The organism is Corallococcus sp. AB032C, assembly GCF_003668935.1.
Lineage (GTDB): Bacteria > Myxococcota > Myxococcia > Myxococcales > Myxococcaceae > Corallococcus > Corallococcus exiguus.
Genome location: NZ_RAWP01000056.1, coordinates 1 through 16814, shown reverse-complemented (window position 1 = coordinate 16814; position 16814 = coordinate 1). Strand labels below are relative to the sequence as shown.

At 70.4% G+C, this 16814-nt stretch carries 13 protein-coding genes; 6 read left to right on the top strand and 7 right to left on the bottom strand.

Annotation, left to right across the window (positions count from 1 at the left end):
- Positions 1-14: 14 nt before the first annotated feature.
- Entirely contained in the window at positions 15-1487 is a 1473-nt protein-coding gene (locus tag D7X99_RS23700; protein WP_121779765.1) for an MBOAT family protein, read from the bottom strand.
- A gap of 3 nt (positions 1488-1490) precedes the next feature.
- The gene (locus D7X99_RS23695; protein WP_121779764.1) at positions 1491-4226 is read right to left on the bottom strand and encodes a GDSL-type esterase/lipase family protein; all 2736 of its coding nucleotides are present in this window, start codon (positions 4224-4226) and stop codon (positions 1491-1493) included.
- Positions 4227-4407: 181 nt separating this feature from the next.
- Between D7X99_RS23695 and D7X99_RS23690 the strand changes: the two genes are divergently transcribed.
- The 4 genes from D7X99_RS23690 (at position 4408) to D7X99_RS23675 (ending at position 10595) form a co-directional block, all read left to right on the top strand.
- Positions 4408-5469 carry a mannose-1-phosphate guanylyltransferase gene (locus D7X99_RS23690; RefSeq protein ID WP_121779763.1) on the top strand — a complete coding sequence of 354 codons (1062 nt, stop codon included), beginning with the start codon at positions 4408-4410 and terminating at the stop codon, positions 5467-5469.
- Between the two features lie 220 nt (positions 5470-5689).
- A complete protein-coding gene (locus D7X99_RS43855; protein WP_233613660.1) occupies positions 5690-8071 on the top strand; it encodes a serine/threonine-protein kinase in 2382 nt (793 codons plus the stop codon).
- A 170-nt stretch (positions 8072-8241) separates the two neighbouring features.
- Positions 8242-9612, top strand: coding sequence for a phosphomannomutase/phosphoglucomutase (locus D7X99_RS23680; protein WP_121754814.1), 1371 nt, complete (start codon positions 8242-8244; stop codon positions 9610-9612).
- 50 nt (positions 9613-9662) lie between these two features.
- Complete coding sequence (locus D7X99_RS23675) at positions 9663-10595, top strand: ROK family protein (protein WP_121779762.1); 933 nt, start codon at positions 9663-9665, stop codon at positions 10593-10595.
- Between the two features lie 48 nt (positions 10596-10643).
- On the opposite strand, the gene D7X99_RS23670 is transcribed toward D7X99_RS23675, so the two are convergent.
- Both D7X99_RS23670 and D7X99_RS23665 read right to left on the bottom strand, forming a co-directional pair.
- Positions 10644-11690, bottom strand: a complete 1047-nt coding sequence (locus D7X99_RS23670; protein WP_121779761.1) for an oxidoreductase — start codon at positions 11688-11690, stop codon at positions 10644-10646.
- A gap of 46 nt (positions 11691-11736) precedes the next feature.
- Positions 11737-12630: a DUF547 domain-containing protein gene (locus tag D7X99_RS23665; protein WP_233613651.1), complete on the bottom strand. Its 894-nt coding sequence runs from the start codon at positions 12628-12630 to the stop codon at positions 11737-11739.
- Positions 12631-12772: 142 nt separating this feature from the next.
- Between D7X99_RS23665 and D7X99_RS23660 the strand changes: the two genes are divergently transcribed.
- Positions 12773-13774: a Rieske 2Fe-2S domain-containing protein gene (locus D7X99_RS23660; RefSeq protein ID WP_233613649.1), complete on the top strand. Its 1002-nt coding sequence runs from the start codon at positions 12773-12775 to the stop codon at positions 13772-13774.
- Positions 13775-13823: 49 nt separating this feature from the next.
- On the opposite strand, the gene D7X99_RS23655 is transcribed toward D7X99_RS23660, so the two are convergent.
- Together D7X99_RS23655 and D7X99_RS23650 are read right to left on the bottom strand one after the other, a co-directional pair.
- Positions 13824-14033, bottom strand: coding sequence for a hypothetical protein (locus D7X99_RS23655; RefSeq protein ID WP_121779759.1), 210 nt, complete (start codon positions 14031-14033; stop codon positions 13824-13826).
- A gap of 143 nt (positions 14034-14176) precedes the next feature.
- The gene (locus D7X99_RS23650; protein ID WP_121779758.1) at positions 14177-15562 is read right to left on the bottom strand and encodes a TolC family protein; all 1386 of its coding nucleotides are present in this window, start codon (positions 15560-15562) and stop codon (positions 14177-14179) included.
- A 239-nt stretch (positions 15563-15801) separates the two neighbouring features.
- On the opposite strand from D7X99_RS23650, the gene D7X99_RS23645 reads away from it, so the two are divergent.
- A complete protein-coding gene (locus D7X99_RS23645) occupies positions 15802-16254 on the top strand; it encodes a MarR family winged helix-turn-helix transcriptional regulator (protein WP_233605153.1) in 453 nt (150 codons plus the stop codon).
- A 52-nt stretch (positions 16255-16306) separates the two neighbouring features.
- On the opposite strand, the gene D7X99_RS23640 is transcribed toward D7X99_RS23645, so the two are convergent.
- On the bottom strand, positions 16307-16814 hold a 508-nt coding region (locus tag D7X99_RS23640), incomplete at its 5' end, for an energy transducer TonB (protein ID WP_147476240.1).

Below are 16814 nucleotides of genomic sequence, written 5' to 3'. Positions count from 1 at the left end.
CGGCGCCAGCCTACTCAGAATTGCAGGTACACGTACGGCCGGGTCTCCAGCGTGGACAGCTGGCGGATGCCCAACCCCAACAGCACCAGCACCACCGCTCGCGCGGGAGCGGGCATCTTGAGGAACACGAGCGCCGCGGTGTCGTAGAGCTTCATCGGCACCGCGTGCGCGATGACCGCGATGGCCAGCATGCTCCACACCAGCGGGCCCACGTTCGCCAGGCCGGGGATTCCCGCCAGCATCCGTGCGTAGAACTCACCCGCGTGCGCCATGTCCGGCGCCCGGAACACCACGCGCGTCAACACCACCAGCGTGAACGTGGCCAGCATCCCGATGGCCACGCGCGCCGGGCCCGGCTCCTGCTGCTTGCCCTTGAACCACCACCAGCACCGCACCCCGCACAACGCCACGCCGTGCACCGCGCCCCAGACCGCGAAGCGCCAGTCCGCCCCGTGCCACAGGCCTCCCAGCACCATCACCATCATCAGGTTGAAGCACACTCGCGGCTTCGACCGCCGGTTGCCGCCCAGCGGGATGTACAGGTAGTCCCGCAGCCATGACGACAGGCTCATGTGCCAGCGGTTCCAGAACTCGAACAGGTTCTTCGCCAGGTACGGCCTCGCGAAGTTCTCCGGGAACTTGAAGCCGAACAGCGACGCCACACCAATCGCGATGTCCGAGTACCCCGAGAAGTCGTAGTACAGCTCCAACGTGTACGCGACCGCCGCCACCGCGCACTCCGCCGACGAGTACGCGTGCGGACTGCCGAACACCGGATCCACGATGCCGCTGCCCAGCACGTCCGCGATGACCAGCTTCTTCACCAGTCCCACCGCAATGCGGAACAACGCCTTGTTCCCGTCATCCGACGACAGCGTGGGCACTTCCCGGAAGTGCGCCATCAACTCCGACGCGCGGACAATCGGCCCGCTCAGCACACGCGGGAAGAACAACATGTAGAGCAGGTGCTCCACGAACGAGTGCTCGGAGCTCGCCTTCCCCCGGTACACGTCCACCGTGTAGCTGATGGCCTGGAACACGAAGAACGACAGGCCCACCGGCAACAGGAAATGGAAGGGCTCCGGCCGTACCTCCACGCCCCACGGCCCCAAGAGCGCCGCCACCGTCCGGCGCAACAGCTCCAGGTACTTGAAGCCCGCCAGCAACCCCAGGTTGGAGACGATGGACATCACCACCAGCAGCTTGCGCAGCCCCGGCCGCTCCGTGCTTCCCATCCCCTTCACCAGCAGGTGATCCACCGTCACGCCGGCCAGGAAGATGAACAGCGGCACCAGCTTCACGACCAGCTCGCCCACGGGCATCCCGCCCACGAACGCGCTCAGCGGCACCTGCAGGAACGACACGTAGACCAGCAGGCTGGCCGCCAGCAGCAACAGCATCCGCGGCCAGTAATGCCGGTGCATCGCCCAGTAGAGCGCGAACACCACGATGACGAAGACGACGTACTGGAGGCTGTGGGACAGCACGGCTCAGGGCGCTCCCGCGGCGGAGGCTGTCGGCTCGCCGCCCTTCTTCGTGGACTCGTACGCTGCCATCAGGTCCTTCACGAACGCGTTCGCCAGCACCGCGTACCCCTGCGGCGTCAGGTGCACCCCGTCCGCGTGGCCCAGCGGCTCCGGCTGCCGCTGCCAGCGCTGCATGGAGCGCTCACCGCCCATCGCCGCTCGCGCGGACCAGTACGCACACCCGGCGTCCTTCGCCACCTGCGGCAACGTGTTCAGCACCTTCGCCAGCGAAGGCGCCTCGTCCCACTGGCCGTTCGCTTCCTGCTGGAGCCGGTCCGTGGGCCCGATGACCAGGCACTCCGCGCCCGTTGCCTTGCGCATGCGCGCAATCAACGCCGCGTAGTCCTGGCGCAGCCCGTTCGCGTCCAGCCCCGGCAGCTCCGCCTCGTTGGTGCCGTACCAGAACACCAGCAGGTCCGGCCGGCGCGCGGTCAGCTGCGCGTCCATCGCCTGCGCATCCATGTCCCGCGCCGTGAAGGCCGTGGCCCCGGGCAACCCCAGCGCGTCGTAGACCAGCCCCGGCACGTCGTACTCCAGCGACGCGCCCAGCACCGTCGCGCTCCCGCCACCCTCCGGCACCTTCACCTGGACCGAGTGCGCCACGCCCGTCACCGGGAACGAACGGATGCGCACCGTCGGCTGCGTCAGCGGCTCCGGCGGCGGTGCTTCCGGCGGAATCTCCTCGCCGTCCACCGTGATTTCAGGCGCCGCGGCCCCTGGCGCGTCCAGCGCGTACAGGTCCAGCCGGCCCTGGCGGTTCTTGTCCTCCGCGCAGCCTTCGCAGAAGGAGATGCCCAGGCTCGCGCCGGGCGCTCCCACCGCGCGGATGCCGGTGAGCCCCCATAGGCCTCCAGGTGTGCTCTTCGCGTCCTCCACCGTCCACGCACCGTCCAGCGTGCGCGTCACGTGCGCCGCTTCCAACCTGGAGGACGGCTTGCCCGCCGCGATGAAGCCCCGGCCCGCGTCACCGAAGCGCTTCGTCAGCGCGTCGCGGACCTTGTCGGAGAAGTAGTGCGCCGCCGTGTGCGACGCGCCCAGCTGCGCGATGCCCACTCGCAGCTTCGCGCCGGACTCCCGGCGGGCCAGTGATTCGAACGTGCGGCGCAGCGAAGGGGCCGCGTTCTGCAGGCCGGTCGTGTCCGTGCCCGGCACTCGCGGCGGATGCGTGCGCGCGAAGGCCCGCTGCAACGCCAGGTCGAACAGGTGGCCCAGCAGGTTGGAGCCGCGCACGCGCGGGTGCACCAAGTCCTCCAGCATCAGGCCGGACTCCAGCCACTTGAGCGCGGAGCCCTCGCCGCCCATCGCCGCCAGCGTGTCGTAGAAGGCGCAGCCTCCCGCGCGCGCCTCGTCGCGGAACACCTCCGCCACCTCCGCCGAGTGCCGGCGGGTGATCAGCTCGCCGCTCAGCGTGCGCACGCCCGCGTCGATGGGCGACATCACCAGGCACGCCGCGTCCGGCACCGACGTGCGCACGCGCGACACCAGCTCCTTCATCTGCGAGCGGACCTCGTCCAGCGTGGTGCGGTCGCGGGAGAGGAAGAACGCCTCGTTGCCGCCCACCATCAACACCACCAGCGACGGCTTGCGGTGCTTGAGCTGCGCACGGAACGCCTGGGGCTGCGCGCGCAGGTACACCTCCGCCATGCCGCCCAACAGGCCCACCGTGTCGTAGACGACGCCCGGCGTGCCCGACTCCACCGACACGCCGTGCAGCTCCGTCTTGCCGCTCGTGGTGAGCGTCAGCGTCTTGGCGCCCTCGGGAATCCTGAGCCGCGCGAAGGCCGCTTCCGCCTTGGAACCGAACGCGCGCGTCTGGATCCGCTGCGTGTTCTTGCCGTCCACCGCCACCTGCACGGCGCCGTTGGCCGGCTGGGCCAGGAAGAACAGCTCCGCTTCGCGCGCGCCCTCCAGGGAGTAGCGCGTGGCCTGCGCCGGGCCGCTCGTGGAGAAGGCCACGCCCGTCCAGCCCACGCGGTCCTTGGGCCAGTGCGTGTCCACCAGCCGCTCCATCTTCCAGCCGTCCGTGCTCGCGGTGCCCGCGCGCGTGGCGCGGCCGGCGCTCGCCAGCCGGTGGATGTAGAGGAAGCCCGGACCGCCCGAGCCAAAGCGCTCCTGGAGCCGGTCGCGCACCACGTCCGTGATGTAGTCGGAGGCGATCAGCGAATCGCCCAGGTGCACCACCCGCACCGGCGTGCGCCGCGCGTCCGCGCGCAAATCTCCCAGCGCCTTCATGAACGGCGCCAGGCCGTCCTCTTCACACGTTCCGTCCGCGCGCGTCTTCCGGCAGTTGAGCTCGATGTCCACGTGCTTCGCGCCCATCCGCTCGCGCAGCGCTTCCAGCTCCAGCGCGGTCGCCAGCGTGGGGGCGCTCAGCTCCTCCAGTCCGATGCCGGGCACGGCCGGGGCTTCCCCCACCTGCGGGCCCGCCTTCGGATCCGTATCGTTGGCGGCGGTGTCCGCTTCCGCGACCGCGGTGGGCGGAGCGTCCGGGACCATGGTGTCCGAGGGCGGGCGCGGAGCCTTCACTCCGCGCAGGGACGCGGGCAGCACGAGCGCCGCCAGCTTGGGCCCGAGCGAACCTTCCTGACGGAGGCTGGGGAGGGGGCGGAACTTCTCCGGCAATGGCGCCAGGGACAACCCCACCGCCAGCAGCACGGTGAAGGCCAGCGTCCATCCGGTGGATGTGGGCTTGAGGCTCAACGCCGAGGCATGAGACTGGCTTTTCGGGGGCGGGTCAAAACTCTGCCCACATTGTCGCGCCCCATCCCTCGGAGGGTAGGCGGCCGGGCCCCCTTCCTCCGCTGGCGCGACGCGCTATGGTGCGCCGCCGTGCGCGCCAGGCCATGGGCCGGCGTGCGCCCCTAGGAGCTCGCACCCGTATATGGCCCTCTACCCCGTCATCATGGCCGGAGGCTCCGGCACCCGCTTCTGGCCGCTGTCCCGCCAGGCCCGTCCGAAGCAGTTCCTCCCGCTGGCCTCCAAGCAGCCGCTGCTCACCGACACCGCCCAGCGCCTCAAGGGCCTGGCGCCGGTGAAGAACACCTTCATCGTGTGCGGCCCCGTGCACGCGAAGACGGCGCTGAAGCTGGTGAAGGGGCTGCCCAAGGGCAACCTCCTGGTGGAGCCCGTGGCGCGCAACACCGCGCCCGCCATCGCGCTCGCCGCGCTCCAGGTCGCCGCGCGCGACCCCAAGGGCGTGCTCGCGGTGCTGCCGTCGGATCACCACGTCGCGGACGTGAAGGGCTTCCAGCGCACGCTCGCGGAAGCGGCGCGCATCGCGGAAGGCGGCCACATCGTCACGCTGGGCATCAAGCCCGCGCGCCCGGAGACGGGCTACGGCTACATCCAGGTCGGTGCCGCGCTGGACGGCGGCGGCCGCCGCGTGAAGGCGTTCAAGGAGAAGCCCGACCTCAAGACGGCGCAGGAGTACCTGGCCGGCGGCGACTACCTGTGGAACGGCGGCATCTTCGTCTTCCGCGCGGACGTGATGCTGGCGGCCTTCCAGAAGCACATGCCGGAGATGCAGAAGGGCCTGGACGCGCTCCAGAAGGCCGCGGGCAAGCGCACCTTCCCGGCCGTGCTCAAGCGCGTGTTCCCCAAGCTGCCCTCCATCTCCATCGACTACGGCGTGATGGAGAAGGCGGAGAACATCGCGGTGCTGGACGGCGACTTCGGCTGGTCCGACGTGGGCTCCTTCGCAGCCATCCCCGAAGTGCGCCCCGCCGACGCGCAGGGCAACGTCGTCTCCGGTGACGCGGTGCTGGTGGACTGCACCAACTGCGTGGTGCTGTCCGACAAGCGCACTCTGTCCGTCGTGGGCATGCACGACGTGGTGGTGGTGGACTCCGGTGACGCCGTGCTCGTGGTCCCCAAGGACAAGAGCCAGGACGTCCGCAAGGTCGTCGAGGCCCTCAAGGCCCGGAAGCGCACCAAGCTGCTGTAGGCCTGGAGGCGACTTCGCCTCCTGTTTCACCCCACACATTTCTTCCCGGGGCTCCCTGTCGTTTCTACAGGGGGCCCTGGTTCGTTTTGCGGGGTTTGCTGGCACTCGCGGGTGTTGGAGTGTCGTGGTCCGGACGAAAGCGGGCCCCGGGCACGAGGCGCGCGGGTTGCAAGTCCATCCCGGGTCCGCCCCATTTCCGGGGCGACAGGCGGGGATGGCGATGGGCTGCAAGCGCTGCGTGGGCGAACACCGGGATGGGGAGGCGTGCCCCGTCGCTGCCCGGCCTCTGGTGTCGGGGGATTCGCTGGAGGGTCAGCGGCACGGGCCGCTGATGCTGAAGCGCCGGCTGGAGGTGGGCGCGGTGGCGTCGGTGTACCTGGCGGAGTACGTGCCCACCGGGCACCGCTTCTCCGTGAAGGTGCTGCACGCGCACCTGGCGGCCCGTCCCGCCGTGCGCGCGAGGTTCATCGCGGAGGCGCTGGCGCAGCGCAACGTCGTGCACCGCCACGTGGCGCGCGTGCTGGACGTGCGCCCCGGTCCGCAAGGACTGCCCTGCGTGCTGCTGGAGGCGCCGGAGGGCGAGTCGCTCAGCGCGATGCCCCTGCCGCTGTCTCCGGCCGAGGTGGGCGAGGTGTTGGATCAGGCGCTCGCGGGGCTGGAGGCGGCGCACGCGCGGGGTCTGGTGCATGGGGACCTCACGCTGGATTCGATGTTCATCACGCGCGACGCGAAGGGCGAGCGGCGCGTGCGGGTGCGGGACTTCGGCGCGGGCGCGGTGCGGGAAGCGGCGCTGTCGCCGGAGGAGCGCACTCAGGGCGTGACGGTGGGCTCGCCCACGTTCATGGCGCCCGAGCAGTGCGAGGGGATGAACCGGAGCCCTCGCGCGGATGTGCATGCGATGGGCGTGGCGGGCTACCTGCTGGTGACGGGCCGGCTGCCGTTCGGCCTGGGGCGCTCCGCGGATGTGACGCTGTTCCCGCCGCACGCCATCAACCCGAACGTGCCGCCCGCGCTGTCCACCGTGCTGTTGCGCGCGCTGGCCGCGAAGCCGGAGGAGCGGTTCGACAGCGCGTGGGCCTTCCGCGCCGCGCTCGCGGAGGCGCTGGGCCGGAAGGCGCCGGTGCGCAACGCGTTCGCGGATGCTCCCGAGGATGTGTCCGATGCGGTGGAGGTGGTCGCCACGACGAAGGAGCCTGCCGAGACGCACGACGCGGCGGACGACTTCGACATCGTCGAGGACGTGCCCGAATGGGGCATGGCCGCCTCGTCCGTGGAGGATGCGGCGTTGCGCGCGGCGCATGGCGTGCCGTCCAACGCCCGCCCCGGTGAGGGGGACATGCGCGCGGAGGTGGCCGCGTTCTGGGCTTCCGCCGTGGCGCTGCTGGGGTCCGCTGAACCGGAGCCGCCGGCCGAGGGCTTCGTGCCCAACGCGCCGGCCAAGACGATGAAGCTCGGCATCGTCACGCTGAACTCCCTTCAGGCAGCCGCGCCCATCCTGCTGGTGGATCCGGCCTCGCCCCTGGATGTCACGGCGCAGCCCGCGATGAACCCCACGTCCACGCTGGGCGCCGCGGCCATCCCGTTCATGACCCTGGCGCCGTCGCTGGAGCCCGTGTCCATTCTGTCGCCTCCGCCCATTCCGTTGGTGGACGTCGTCCATGACGACGCGCCCATTCCGCTGGTGAACGCCCTGCCGCCCCTGGAGGCCTCCGCGCCCCGCACGGACGCGCCCGCCGACCTGCGCGTGCGCCTGGGCCTGAAGCCGGGCGAAGTCCTCCAGTCCGTCTCCGTGAGCGACGTCGCCCCCGAAGGTCTCTTCGCCGAGTGCCAGGGCTCACTGCCCCCGCTCGCCGCGCGGCTGACAGTGGAGGTGTCCTTCCGGGGTGAGACGGCCCTGGGCGCCTGTGACGTCGTCCGCCACGTCACCTTCGACGAGGCGCGCACCTGGAACGTGCCCGCGGGCGTCTTCGTCCACTTCTCCGACGAGTTCCCCGCGCTGGGCCGGCTGCTCTCCCGCGCCCTCATGGAGGACGCGGAGCCCGCGCCCGATGGGGAGCTTGCCCGCATGCTGTCCCGCGCGGAGGCCGTCGCCCGGGACCCCTACACGCTGCTGGGCGCGAAGCACGACGCCGACTTTGGCGACATCCACCGCCGCGCCCAGGCCGCCCTGCGCCGCCTGCTCGCCTTCCAGCACCGTCCGGTGCCCACCGTGCAGCGCCAGGCCCTGGATGCCCTGCGCGTGCGCGTGCTGGCCGCGCAGCGGATGCTCGGCGATCCGCTCTCCCGCGTGGGCTACGACGCCACCCGGGGCAACGTGGGCGGCCTTGCCCGCTGCGTCGCCGCGGGCGTCCCGGAGCCCACCATGGAGGCCCTGCGCAGCGCCTTCCTCGCCGCCCGTCCGGAGGTGGAGAAGAAGGCCCGCGCCCTCTTCACCCAGGGACATGCGTTGGAGGTCCAACGGGCTGTCCCGGCCGCGCTGGAGCGCTACGCGGAGGCCCTCAAGCTGGACCCGCTGAACACGTCCTGGCTGAAGCACTACCAGTCGCTGCTGCGGCGGGTACCAGTAGGCGCCGGGGCCCAGGCCCCAGGGGCCATGGTCTGATGGGGGCCATCAGCCCCTGCCGGGGGTAGGTTCCGCCCTTCCTGGAGGGGCCGGGCGTTCAACAGTCAGCCGGGCTCGTTCGGGTGTGTGCAGCCCCCGGGCCCGCTCGTGTAGTGTCCGACGCCTTCCGCTACGCCCTCCCGGTTCCTGTCGAGGGTGGGGACACTGCCATGAACGCGCACATCTTCCGCGAGTACGACATCCGAGGCCTGGTGGACAAGGACCTCACCATCGAGGTGGTGGAGCTCCTGGGCCTGGGCCTGGGCACCATGATCCGCCGCAAGGGCGGCACCTCCATCGCGGTGGGCCGCGACTGCCGCGAGTCCTCCACGCGCTTCCGCGACGCGCTCGCGAAGGGCCTCACCGCTACCGGCCTGGACGTCTACGACGTGGGCGTGGTCCCGACGCCGCTGACCTACTTCGCGGCGAACACGCTGCCCGTGGACGGCCTGGCGATGATCACCGGCAGCCACAACCCGAAGGAGTTCAACGGCTTCAAGATTGGCGCCGGCAAGACGACCTTCCACGGCCCTGAAATCAAGGAGCTGCGCCGCCTCATCGAGGCCAAGGACTTCGCGACCTCGAACAAGCCCGGCAAGGTCACGCCCTTCGACATCATCACGCCCTACAACCACTTCATCCGTCAGACGGTGAAGGTGGGCCGCAAGGGGATGAAGATCGTCATCGACGCGGGCAACGGCACGGGCGGCGCCATCGCGGTGCCCCTGTTCGAGAGCATGGGCTTCGACGTGGTGCCCCTGTTCTGCGAGATGGACGCGGACTTCCCCAACCACCACCCGGACCCCACGGTGGTGGAGAACCTCCAGGACCTCATCAAGAAGGTGAAGGAAGTGAAGGCGGAGGTCGGCATCGCGTACGACGGCGACAGCGACCGCATCGGCGTCATCGACGACCAGGGCAACGTGCTCTGGGGTGATCAGCTGATGGTGCTCTTCAGCCGCTACGTGCTGAAGGAGTCCCCGGGCGCGGCCATCATCGGCGAGGTGAAGTGCAGCTACACGATGTACGACGACATCGCGAAGCACGGCGGCAGGCCCATCATGTGGAAGGCGGGCCACTCGCTCATCAAGTCGAAGATGAAGGAGGAGCACGCGGAGCTGGCCGGCGAGATGAGCGGTCACATCTTCTTCAAGCACCGCTACTTCGGCTTCGACGACGCGGTGTACGCGTCCGCGCGCCTGCTGGAGATTCTCACGCACGAGAAGCAGTCCATGTCGCAGCTGCTCTCCGACGTGCCGAAGACCTTCGCCAGCCCCGAGCTGCGCTTCGACACGACGGAGGAGAAGAAGTTCGCCATGGTGAAGCGCGCCACGGAGATCCTCCGCGACGCGGGCCACAAGGTGGTGGACGTGGACGGCGTGCGCGTGACGTTCGAGGACGGCTGGGGCCTCATCCGCGCGTCGAACACGCAGCCCATCCTGGTGCTGCGCTACGAGGCCAGCACGGAGGCCCGCGTGAAGGAGATCCAGGCGCTCATCGAGAAGACGGTCGCCCAGGCGCAGAAGGAAGTCGGCGCCTGAGCCTTTCGCGCTCCACGCGAAGCACACGCACGTAAGGGAGGGAGCTGGCCATGCCGACGCTGGGAATCGACCTGGGCGGGACGTTCGCCCGGGCCGCGGTGGTGGATGGGAAGGGTGAAATCCTCGCGAGCGCCAAGGTGGCGGTGCAGGACCGCAAGCCGCAGGGCGTGGTGGAGACCATCGCCCAGGCGGCGGAAGAGGCGGTGAAGCAGTCCGGCGTGAAGGTGGACGGCTGCGGCGTGGGCGCGGCGGGGCAGATCCACAAGGACACGGGCGTCATCTCCGTGGCGCCCAACCTGGGCTGGCGCGACGTACCGCTGGCGGCGATGTTGACGAAGCGGCTGGGCTTCGACGTGAAGGTGGTGAACGACCTGTCCGCGGCGGCGTGGGGCGAGCTGCACGCGGGCGCGGGTCGCGGTGCGCAGGACATCCTGGTGGTGTTCGTGGGCTCCGGCGTGGGCAGCGCCATCATCGCGGACGGGCGGCTGGTGCAGGGCGGCGGCGGCGTGGCGGGCGAGCTGGGCCACATCAAGGTGGTGCCCGGCGGCCGGCTGTGCGGCTGCGGTGAGCACGGCTGCCTGGAGGCGTACGCGGGCGGCCACAACCTCATCGCGCAGACGAAGGAACTCCTGGCGTCCGGCGGCTCGCGCGTGCTGGAGACGCTGGCCCACGACGACCCGGACACCATCACCCCGGTGACGCTGGAGACGGCGGCGGAGGCGGGGGACGCGAAGGCCAAGGAGATCCACGACCGCGCGGCGCGGTTCCTGGCGCTCGCGGTGGCCAACTACGTGACGGTGCTCAACCCGTCGCGTCTGGTGCTGGGCGGCGGTGTGCTGACGCACTGCCCGGGCATCAAGCGGCAGGTGCTGGACGGCGTGCAGCAGTGGTCGTCCCGCGTGTCGCGCGAGGGCCTGCTCATCGCCGACGCGGAGTTGGGCGATGACAGCGGCATCATCGGCGCGGCGCTGCTGGTGAAGTGAAGCACCCGGCGCGGGGAGGAGGCTCCCCGCGCCTCGCATTCTCCAGAGCTACGGCTGTTTCGGCGCCGTGAAGACGAGCTTCGAGATGCGGCCCTCCTCACCCACGGCCCAGGCGGTGTCCTGCTTGCGAGGCGGCGTGGACACGGCGTGGAAGCCGGTGGTGTCCAGCGGCTCCCACGTCCTGCCCGTGTCCTTCGACACGTCCGAACCCGTGGGCCCCACGGTGATGAGCCACATCTTCTTCTCGGGCGTGAACGGGGCCACGCAGGAGCGATAGCCCCCGGGCGGCGTGCCCGGCACGGTCCACTTGCGCTTGCCCGCGTCCATCGTGAGCGCCGCGTTGCCGGTGGCCACCTCCGGCTGCTTGTAGTTGCCGCCCACGGCGACGCCCGCCATGGAGCTCCAGAAGTAGAGCGAGAACACGCCCGCGCCTTCACCCGTGGCCAGCGGCGTGGGCGCGATGCCCCAGGTCTTGCCCCGGTCCGCCGAGTGCAGCACGCGCGCGATGGAGCCCCCCAGCCCGAACCAGACGTGGGACTTGCCGTACACCGCGATGCTCGTGCCGCTGGCGGCGAAGCCCGCTTCACCCTCGAGCGCGGCCGGCAGTGCCCCTTGCGGCACGGGCTTCCACGTCGCGCCGCCGTCCTCCGTGGTGATGACGACGAAGTGCCTGTCCACCGGGTCGCTGAACGCGATGCCGTGCTGTTCGTCCCAGAAGGCCATGCCGTTGAAGAAGGCCCCGGGCACGGTGTTGGTGAACTGGAGCGTCCAGTGCGCGCCGCCGTCCGTCGTCTTGTAGATGCGCGACTTGTCACCCGCGCCAATGGAAAGCACGTAGGCGGTGCGGTCGCTGAAGGCATCCACGTCGCGGAAGTCCAACCCGTCCGCATCCGGCACGGGGGCTCGCGTCCACGTCTTTCCACCATCCGTGGTGCGCACGACGGTGCCCTTGTCGCCGCTGGCCCACGCGACGCGGCTGTCCACCGCGCTCACGCCGCGCAGCCGCACCGTCGTCCCGCTCGCCTGCGGCTCCCACTTCATGTCCGCGCTCCCCAGCGCCAGCCACGTCGCCAGCCACACCGCTCCCATCGTCATGCGCCGCTGCCTCCCGCGTGTTCGTCCGCGATGGAGGGACGCTAGCTCAGCGCCGCTCGGCGGTGCTCGCGGCGTCGGGCAGCGAGGTGTCCTCGTGGACGAAGGCGATGCGGCACTTGTCCAGGTCGGGGCCGCAGGCTCGGTCCAGGTCGCCGCGCGTGTCGCAGCCCGGGCGCTCCTCGCAGGTGTCCGGCAGGAAGGCCCAGACGAACTGGAGCACGTTGCCGCCACGGCCCTCCGGCAGCGCGTTGAGGAAGTCCTGCTTCCGGTCCTCGAACAGGTGCGCCAGTCGCACGGTCTTGTCCTCCAGCTTCACGTTTCGCGCATCCCCCACGTACTGGCGGCTGGCGTCGTTGAGCTGGGCGTCCAGGAACTCCGGCTGATAGGGGGCGCCGTCCAGCCGGGGCCCGCCGCGCGTCCCCCGGAAGAGGGCGAAGTGCACGCGCGGGTCGGCGTACTCGCCCAGGAGGATGCGCTGCTCCAGGGCGTACAGCGTCAGCCGCTCGCCGCCCACCGGCCACGTGCGGCCCCAGTAGAAGCGGCCGAACCAGGACGCCTCCACGCCGGCCGGGTAGCGCTCCACGAGCTGCATGAGCACCAGCGCGTTGTACGCGTTGATCCAGTACGCCAGCCCGTCCTCGGGCGACGGGAAGAGCTCCGGCTTCCGGTGTGGCGACACCGCCGCGAGCGACGCGACGAAGCGCTCCAGCACCGCGCGGTCACGCCGGAGGCCCTCGAAGTCCAGGTCCCCGCTGGGGCGCACGTGGCTCAGCGCCTGCGCATAGTCCGTGTAGCTGAAGGGCCCTGCTGCTGGGGGCACCGGCGCCGGCAGTGCGCCGCGCACGTACAGCCATGCCCCCGTGGCGAGCGCCACCAGCACGGCCATGGTCGCCACGGCGAACCAGCGCGCACGGCGGCGGGAAGGGACGGGAGCTTTCACGGCCGGGCAGTCTATGCCACCCGCGAGGCCGGCCTCCCACACCTTCAGGTCTTCGTGCGACCCACCGGGGTCCACCGCGACAGCCCGCTATACTGCTGGCGCCATGGAGCCTACCCCCGACGTCGTCAGGCATTTCCATCCGGTGCTCCCCTCCCGTCAGCTCCGCCGCCAGCCCGTCCGGGTGGAGCTTGCGGGCCACGCCTACGCGCTCTTCCGGGACGCCTCCGGCAAGGCCGCGGCGCTGTCGGACGCGTGTCCGCACCGCTTCGCGCCGCTGTCGAAGGGCCTCGTGACGAAGGAGGGCCAGCTCCAGTGCCCGTACCATGGCTGGCGCTTCGACTCGAAAGGCCACGGCACCAACCCCAGCCAGCCGGAGCTGCGCCACTGCGAGGCGAAGAGCTTCCAGGTGGTGGAGCGCCACGGCTACCTCTGGCTCGCGCACGCGGACACGCCCGAGTCCGCGATGCCGGAGCTCGCCAGCGGCGACTACGTCTTCGGCGGGACGTTCTCCACGCTGTTCCAGGCGCCGCTGCACGTGGCGCTCGACAACTTCAGCGAGGACGAGCACACGCCCTTCGTCCACACCCGGCTGGGGTGGAGCGGCTCGCAGGCGGGCGCGGTGGAGTTCGAGGCGCACAACCACGACGACCACACAGAGGTGCACTACCGCGCCCCGCAGCGGCCCGCGCCCATCATGCGCCTGCTCGCGGTGGGCAAGGGGGACTTCTTCCGCAATGACTGGGTGACGCGCTTCGACCCGGTGCGCAGCGTCTACACCGTCAGCTGGATCCAGCCCTCGGGAGCGCCGCGCCCCTTCATCACGCAGGCGCATATCTTCTTCGTGCCGGAGACGGCGCGCACCACGCGCCTGCACGTCTTCTCCTTCCTGCGCACGACGGTGCCCGCGCTGAGGCCCCTGCTGCCGGTGGCGGCGAAGGCCGCGCTGGGGCTCACCTGGTGGGAGGTGCGCGATGACGCGCGCTTCATCTCCACCGTCGCGGACACGCCCTACAGCCACAAGGGCATGCGGCTGGACAAGTACGACAAGCCGCTCGTGCACCAGCGCAAGCTCATGGAGCGCATCTACTACGCGCACCCGCCTGAACCGGCGCTGCCCCAGGTCCGCGACGCCACCGGCACCTGAACGACAGGGCCGCCGTGGCATCGCGAGGACCGATGGGACACGCGAGTCCTCAGTGCATCGGCGCGGGCTCTTCGTAGACGGGCACCGTCTCGCCGGTGCGGGCCTCGTAGGCGTTGCAGCCGCTGTTGCCGGAGACCACGAGCGCGAACTGCTGGAGCTCCGGCTGATTGCAGCTCTGCGTCGCGTCTTCGCTCGGCTCGTCGCTGTTGCCCGCGAAGAACCGACAGTTCTTGCAGTTGCCCCAGGATTCATCCGCCATGGTTCCCTCCTCGTGGAACGGGTCCTACAGAGGAGGGTGGGGCCGGTGATGGACCCCCACAACGAAGCACCTGCTTCCCGCCCGGGAGGGCAGGGGACCCGGCGCCCTGAAGCGGGCGCCGGGAATCGCACGTCACCCCGCGCCTACTGCTGGGGCGCGGGCTGCTGAGGTGCCGGCTGCTCCTGGGCAGGCTGCTGCGACTTCGGCGCGCCCGCGCCGGGCTCCGCGCCCAGGGCGGCCGCTTCCTTCTTCACCGAACCGGACTCGAAGGAGCCCAGCGAGTTGAGCAGGCGCAGCGCGGCGAGAGAGGCCTGGAGGCGCTCGGACACGAAGCCCACTTCCGCGTTGGTGAGCGCGGTGTTGGCGTCAGCGACTTCCAGGTAGGTGGCGACGCCCGCCTTGAAGCTCACGTCCGTCAGGCGGTTGGACTCGCGCGCCAGCTCCAGGGCCTCCTCGGCCTTGGAGCGGTTGGCCAGCGCGTTCTCCAGGTCCAGCTTGGAGCGACGCACCTCTTCCTTCACGCGGGCCTGCGCCAGCACCTGGGTGACGGTGGCTTCACGCACGCGCGACGACGCCTCGGAGAGGTTCGCCTCACGCAGGCCGCCGTCGAACAGCGTCCAGCTGGCGCCGAAGGTGATGGCCCAGGTCTCGTTCTGGCCGGTGAAGCCCGCCGCGTTCGCGATGCGGTAGGCGCCCGTCACGCCCAGCGTGGGCAGGTAGCTCAGGATGACGCCCGTCTTGTTGATGCGGCTGAGCTTCAGGCCCACTTCCGCGGCCTGCACGTCCGAGCGCTCCTGGATGGCCTGGTTGACCAGGTCGTCCGGTGACGCCTGCGCGGGCACCGTCGGCTCCGGCGGCGGGGCCAGGTCGAACTCCGGCTCGCGCTGGATGAGCGTGCCCAGCGCCAGCTTCAGGCCCGCGAGCGCGTTCTTCGCGCGCACCAGGTCCTGCTCCGCGCGCGAGCGGTCCAACTGGGCGCGAAGCAGCGCCACGCGCGTCACCGTGCCCGCGTCGAACCGGGCCTGGGTGTCCTTCTCCCGCGCCTGGTTCAGCTCCAGCAGCCGCTCCTGCGCACGCAGGGCTTCCTGCTGCGCCGCGGCGCCGTAGTACGCCTGCGCCACGCCGAAGAGCACCTGCCGGCGCGCCGTCTGCGTGTTCAGCTCCGCCAGCTGCACGGACTTGTAGGAGGCCGCGATGCCCGCCCACAGCTGAGGCGCGATGATGGCCTGCCGCGCCTCCAGCTGCGCACCCTTCTGGATGAGCGGCTGGATGGTGATGTCCACCGGAGCGATGGGGCCTGCCGGGATGATGGCCGCCACGTTGTTGCGCGTGATGGAGGCCCCAGCGGTGATGGTGGGCAGGTAGCCCGACCAGGCCTTGCGCGTCGCGAGCGATGCCTGCTCGAAGCGCTCCTGGGCGATTTTCAAATCGAGGTTCTGCTGGCGGGCGGACTCCAGTGCCTCATCCAGCGTCAGTACGGGCGCCGCTGCCAGGGTGGCCGACAGGGACAGCGCCAGAAAGGTACTCATACCGCTTCGACCTCCTCACCGACCCGCGGGAGCGCGAGGCGGATCCGTCCAATGGACGACTGCGTTGCGTCCTCTACCCGACCCCAGGGCCTCGTGAAAGTACTCCGCACTGTCGGATGTTGGAATATGCGGAATGTAGTAGCGGTCAATGGTTGATGATGTCAATTGTTTATGTGCGTCCGATGACTTAACGTAACTTCACTATGAACGGCTTCAGCGACGGTCCTAGCGAGCAGGTGATGCGCCGGTCGACGGCCACCACCGACCTGTCGGAGGGTGGGAGTGGGCTGCCGGAGCAGGCGTGGACGCTCCTCTTCGAGCTGCTGCACACGCACATGCGCAACTTCCCCGCGCTGGCGGCGGAGTTCGAGCTGTCTCCCGTGCAGGCGCACGTGTTGAGGCAGCTGGGCGAGGGAGCGCTCGCCATGAGCACGCTCGCCAACTACCTGTCGTGTGACGCTTCCAACGTGACGGGGCTGGTGGACCGGCTGGAGGCGCGCGGGCTGGTGGAGCGCAAGAGCAGCGAGCAGGACCGCCGCGTGAAGATGCTGGTGCTGACGGAGGCCGGCGCGGAGCTGCGCGGCCGGCTGATGGCGCGGCTGAGCTCGCCGCCGCCCCTCATCGCCGCGATGCCGGACGAGGACCTGGCGGCGCTGCGCGACATCATGCGCCGCGCGCTCAAGACGCAGTAGGCGCATCGCCCCGGAGCCACGGCTCAGGCCGAAGCTTCCGGGGCGCGTGCCTTCAGTCCAGCAGGAAGGTGTACGAGTACTTCATCTCCGTGGCCACCGCTTCGCCGCCCTTGATGGCCGGCTTGAAGCGGAAGCGGCGGATGGCGTCACGCGCGGCCTCGTTGAGGCCGTAGCCGGGCCCGGAGATGACCTTCACGTTGCTCACCTTGCCCTCCGCGTCGATGGTGATGGAGAGCGTGACGGTGCCCTCGATGCCCGCGCGGCGCGCCTCGTCCGGGTAGGGAATCTTCACCTCGGACGCGACGGAGGGCTCCGTGTCCACCTGGTACACGGGCACGTACTTGGGCGCGGAGTAGCCCTTCACGTCCTGGGGCGCCTTCGCGGTGCCGTTGGCCTTGCCGTAGGCGGTGTTGCCCACGGGCGCGGCGAAGGAGCCCGCGCTGGTGGTGGACGACATGGTCATGCCCACCACGAGCGGCGGCGGCTTCGCGGACGGCTCCGGCGGCGGCGTGTCATTGGGCGGCGGCGGGGCCGTCCGCGAAGCCTGTCTCTTATACAAA

Excerpts from the sequence above, each read along its gene's own strand:
- D7X99_RS23690 (WP_121779763.1), top strand. The coding sequence starts at position 4,408 with ATGGCCCTCTACCCCGTCATCATGGCCGGAGGCTCCGGCACCCGCTTC.
- D7X99_RS23675 (WP_121779762.1), top strand. The coding sequence starts at position 9,663 with ATGCCGACGCTGGGAATCGACCTGGGCGGGACGTTCGCCCGGGCCGCG.
- D7X99_RS23680 (WP_121754814.1), top strand. The coding sequence starts at position 8,242 with ATGAACGCGCACATCTTCCGCGAGTACGACATCCGAGGCCTGGTGGAC.
- D7X99_RS23670 (WP_121779761.1), bottom strand. The coding sequence starts at position 11,690 with ATGACGATGGGAGCGGTGTGGCTGGCGACGTGGCTGGCGCTGGGGAGC.
- D7X99_RS23655 (WP_121779759.1), bottom strand. The coding sequence starts at position 14,033 with ATGGCGGATGAATCCTGGGGCAACTGCAAGAACTGTCGGTTCTTCGCG.
- D7X99_RS43855 (WP_233613660.1), top strand. The coding sequence starts at position 5,690 with ATGGGCTGCAAGCGCTGCGTGGGCGAACACCGGGATGGGGAGGCGTGC.
- D7X99_RS23650 (WP_121779758.1), bottom strand. The coding sequence starts at position 15,562 with ATGAGTACCTTTCTGGCGCTGTCCCTGTCGGCCACCCTGGCAGCGGCG.
- D7X99_RS23645 (WP_233605153.1), top strand. The coding sequence starts at position 15,802 with ATGCGCCGGTCGACGGCCACCACCGACCTGTCGGAGGGTGGGAGTGGG.